Source organism: Mesotoga infera, from assembly GCA_011045915.1.
Lineage (GTDB): Bacteria > Thermotogota > Thermotogae > Petrotogales > Kosmotogaceae > Mesotoga > Mesotoga infera_D.
On the sequence record DSBT01000336.1, the window covers coordinates 1 to 4,098 of the forward strand.

Genomic DNA, 4,098 nt, shown 5'->3' on the forward strand with positions numbered 1-4,098 from the left:
TGCAACTTGTAACTAACAATTTGCAACTGCCGACCGTTGGCGGACAACATAATACACAAGGAGGTTCACTTTGATCTGGAATAAAGTTGATGAAATAGTTTCGTGCGGCATTGAAAAAGCAGTGTATCCGGGAGCAGTCGTTTTGATAGGGAAGGATACCGAGGTCCTTTACAAGAAGGCCTACGGATACATCGCGGTAGACGACAATATTCCAACGACACTTGAAACGGTGTACGACATCGCAAGCATGAGCAAAGTTGTAGCAACCACAAGCGCAGTAATGCTTCTCGTCTCACGTGGAGAGCTTTCACTCTGGGATACGCTTGGAGATTTCTTCGACGTATCCGAATCAAAGAAGGAAATTTCGATTTTCCATCTCCTGACCCATACCTCGGGGATGCAGCCCTATTCTGAAGCTTGGCGAGAGCTTAAGGGACGTGAATTGCTGAAATCCATCATAGATCTAGAACCAGAGACCGCGCCAATGGAAAGGATAAATTACTCATGTCTCAATTTCATAACTCTCATGGCCGTTGTCGAGAAAACCACTTCTATGAGATTCGCCAAGTTCTGTTCTCAGGAGATTTTTGAACCTCTTGGCATGAATTCGACTACATACCTGCCGAAGGATCTCCAGCACGTGGCACCGACAAGCGAACGGGACGGAAAGGTTCTAAGAGGTCTGCCGGATGACGAACTCGCGTATTATCTCGGTGGAGTGAGCGGAAATGCCGGCGTTTTTTCATCGGCGGAAGATCTTTTCAGGTTCGTCTCCAGTCTAATGTATGCGAGACTCGTACCTTTGAGGGTCTTTGAAACGTTCATTTCTGAAACATTGTCAATTGGAGAAAGCAAACGGCATATAGGCTGGATGGCACCTGCAAGGGGCTCCAGTGCCGGTGACATACTCGGAGAAGAGGCCTTTGGTCATACCGGCTTCACTGGGACTTCAATATGGGTAGACCCGGCCACGGGGCTATTTGTCATTCTTCTCTCCAACCGAACGAACATCAGCAGGAGAGACACTATACCTCAAATGCAAAGAATCAGAAGGCGCTTACACAACCTCATATTTGGGAGCCTCGGATGATCTGGAATGAGATAAAAGATCTTCTCTCCAGAGAATCAAGAAACATTCTAGGAGTCATGTCGGGAACGTCAGCCGACGGTTTGGAGCTTGCAGTAGTGAATTGCTCCGGGAGCGGAAAGTCTATGAAAGTGAAGCTTCTCGAGCATTCTTCAGCTCAGTTCGAGTCCCGGTTCCAGAATGAGATAGTAAGAACCTTCAATCCGTCGTTTTCCGGTGTTGACAGAGTCAATTCTATGAACTTCCAAATTGGCATTAGGCACGCAGAGGCAATCAAATCCTTTCTCGAAAGGACAGAAGTCAAAGTTGAGGCAATCGCATACCACGGACAGACCGTTTACCACGATCCAGCGGTTCATGCCACTCTTCAGATTGGCGAAGCGGATATTGTATCGTCCGAGACTGGCCTTCCGGTGGTCTTCGATTTCAGGAAAAAGGACATGGTTTTCGGAGGGGAGGGTGCGCCCATCATCCCTTATTTCGACTGGATCTATTTTGAAAGCGGCATCTACGCAGTAAATCTAGGTGGAATAGCTAACGTTACTTATGTGGCCGAGAAACTCGAGGATGTTAAGGCCTTCGACACAGGTCCCGCCAACTGCCTGATAGATCTAGTAGCAAAAAGGCATTTCAACATGGAGTTTGACGAAGGGGGCAAAATCGCCGCACGGGGATCTGTCGACAGCGCGATACTAGACGTTCTCGTGGAGAGAGACCGAAAATACTTTGAGAGGCGGCCCCCAAAATCGACGGGAAGAGAGGTCTACAACGATGCCTTCCTGGAGGGGATCTCCATCTCCTCTCCGGACAACCTTGCTAGAACCCTCGTTAGGTTCAGCGTATTCCAGTTGGTTCAAAGCATCAATTCGTATTTACCTTTGGGGAAAAGAATAGTAGTTACGGGAGGGGGAGCCCTTAACCCCGTTATGATCGAAGATCTTAAACAACTGAGCGGCCTTGATGTAGAAGTGCCTGACAGAACCTTCTTACAGGCAAAGGAAGCAATGGGCATGGCAGTTCTAGCTCAGGAGTTCTTTAACGGGGTAGAGGCAAACGTTCCGTCTGTAACGGGAGCGAGAAAGAGAGTTGTCCTTGGAAAACTGGCTTTACCTTGATCTCCCCGACGGGAGAGAAAACATAAAGGAGGTTTTTACCGTGAGGCGAATCTTTCTGTTAGTTCTCGCAGTTCTTTTCACCGCCATGTTAATGGCAGCTCCATTCGTGGAAGACAGCTTACTGACACCCGATCCAAACCCCAGCACGGGAGGAACGTTGTACCTGGCACTTACCGGTTCCCCCCAATCATTCAATTTCTACGGTACTCTCGATAGCAACGCTTACTCAGTTGCAGGACAGATGCTCACAGGACTCGTCGAGGCTCATCCGGTTACGTCAGCAATCAGGCCCGCCCTTGCAGAGTCGTGGGAAGTATCGGAAGACAACAAAGAGGTCACCTTCCACCTGAGAGACGTGAAATGGTCCGACGGCGTCCCTCTGACCGCCGATAACGTAATCTTCACATTTGAGCACTTCGTTATGAATCCCGTAGCCAGAGGAAACTCCGTAGCCAGATTCACAATCGAAGCAAAACCAATTGAGTGGGTCAAGGTCGACGACAGCACTGTCAAGGCTATTTTGCCCGCGCCGTATGCCGCCTTCTTCACAGTTCTATCGCACGCCTACATCTACCCATCCCATGCCTTAGAAGGCAAGATCGACAAGGACCGTCCCGATTCAGTCAATGACGTATGGCTCACAAACACTCCTCTGAAAGAGATCCCGGCAAACGGGCCTTTCATGCTCTCGGAATACATAATAGACCAGAAAGTCGTCATGGCGAAGAATCCAAACTACTGGAAGGTCGATGAATATGGCAACAAGCTTCCCTACGTAGACAAGATAGAGTATCTGATTGTAAGCGATGCGCAGGTGAGGCTTGCAAAGTTCATGGCCGGAGAGCTAGACTATATGGCGGTTAGTGGAAACGACTTCCCGATCCTGAAGGAGAGGGAACTGGCCGGTGGACCATTCAGGGTCTTTCTTGCCGAGCCCACTCAGCCAACTCCAAGCCCGATTCACATCGCCTTCAATTTCGATGTGGGGGACCCGAAACTGAGAGAGGTTTTCAGAGCCACGGAGTTCCGCCAGGCAATGGAATATGCCGTGGACAGAGAGAGGATCATCGATGAGGTCTACAATGGACTGGCCGTTCTTGGAGGAGTTCCTGTGCTTCCTTCGAACAAGGCCTTCTACAATCCAAAGGTCGAAGAGATTCGCAGACCCTTCAACCTGGCAGAGGCCGCGAGAATTCTAGACGAGCTTGGATTCAAAGATGTTGACGGTGACGGCTTCAGAGAGTATCCCGACGGGACGAAGTTCGAGTTCGTCCTGACCCTGCAGAGCTCTCCGCAGGAGTACCAGGACATCGGATACATATACTCCCAGGATCTGCAGAGTATCGGAATAAAGGTTAACCTCCAGATACTCGATAGCTCTCTAACCGGCCAGATGTTCGGCGCCGGCAGCTTCGAAGCTGGAATAAGGGCCTTCGGGAACCAGCCCGATCCCCAGTTGAGAAAGGCGATCTGGCAGCCGGGAACTCAGCTCTACTACTGGCACAGAACAACGAGAGATCCCGATACCAATCTTCCTATAATGGAAAACATGCTTGACTGGGAAAAGAGAGTGTACGAACTCTTTGAAAAGGGCCAGGTCGCTATGGACCCGATCGAAAGAAAATCGTATTACGACGAATGGCAGGAGATCTACGCAGAGTATCTTCCCGTGATTTTCGTGTGTAAAGGGATGAACCTTTACGCCGCTAACAAGTCGCTAGGAAACGTCGAGCAGAACGAAGAGGGGCTTCTCTCTTACTCTTCATGGACCGTATTTAGGGCTTCCTGAAAAACTACTACCTTCTTCCCGTTAAAGAGGTCGTCATATTCAAGAGAGTAGTAGTTGACTCACAATATGTGGATTTTGACCAGGAACACCCTCGAAATTGCTCCGAA

3 protein-coding genes are annotated in these 4,098 nt (G+C 49.5%); all 3 read left to right on the plus strand.

Annotation, left to right across the window (positions count from 1 at the left end; translation table 11 throughout):
* The first annotated feature begins 70 nt into the window (after positions 1 to 70).
* The 3 genes from ENN47_10845 to ENN47_10855 are packed head-to-tail and all read left to right on the plus strand — an operon-like array spanning position 71 to position 3,991.
* The gene (locus tag ENN47_10845) at positions 71 to 1,090 is read left to right on the plus strand and encodes a class A beta-lactamase-related serine hydrolase (protein HDP78655.1); all 1,020 of its coding nucleotides are present in this window, start codon (positions 71 to 73) and stop codon (positions 1,088 to 1,090) included.
* Positions 1,087 to 2,202, plus strand: coding sequence for an anhydro-N-acetylmuramic acid kinase (locus ENN47_10850; protein HDP78656.1), 1,116 nt, complete (start codon positions 1,087 to 1,089; stop codon positions 2,200 to 2,202). Before ENN47_10845 ends, ENN47_10850 begins: the two co-directional genes overlap by 4 nt.
* Before the next feature lie 40 nt (positions 2,203 to 2,242).
* Complete coding sequence (locus ENN47_10855) at positions 2,243 to 3,991, plus strand: ABC transporter substrate-binding protein (GenBank protein HDP78657.1); 1,749 nt, start codon at positions 2,243 to 2,245, stop codon at positions 3,989 to 3,991.
* Positions 3,992 to 4,098 lie beyond the last annotated feature (107 nt).

What these genes read in the sequence shown, in the direction of transcription:
- ENN47_10850 (HDP78656.1), top strand. Translation starts at nt 1,087, where the DNA reads ATGATCTGGAATGAGATAAAAGATCTTCTCTCCAGAGAATCAAGAAAC.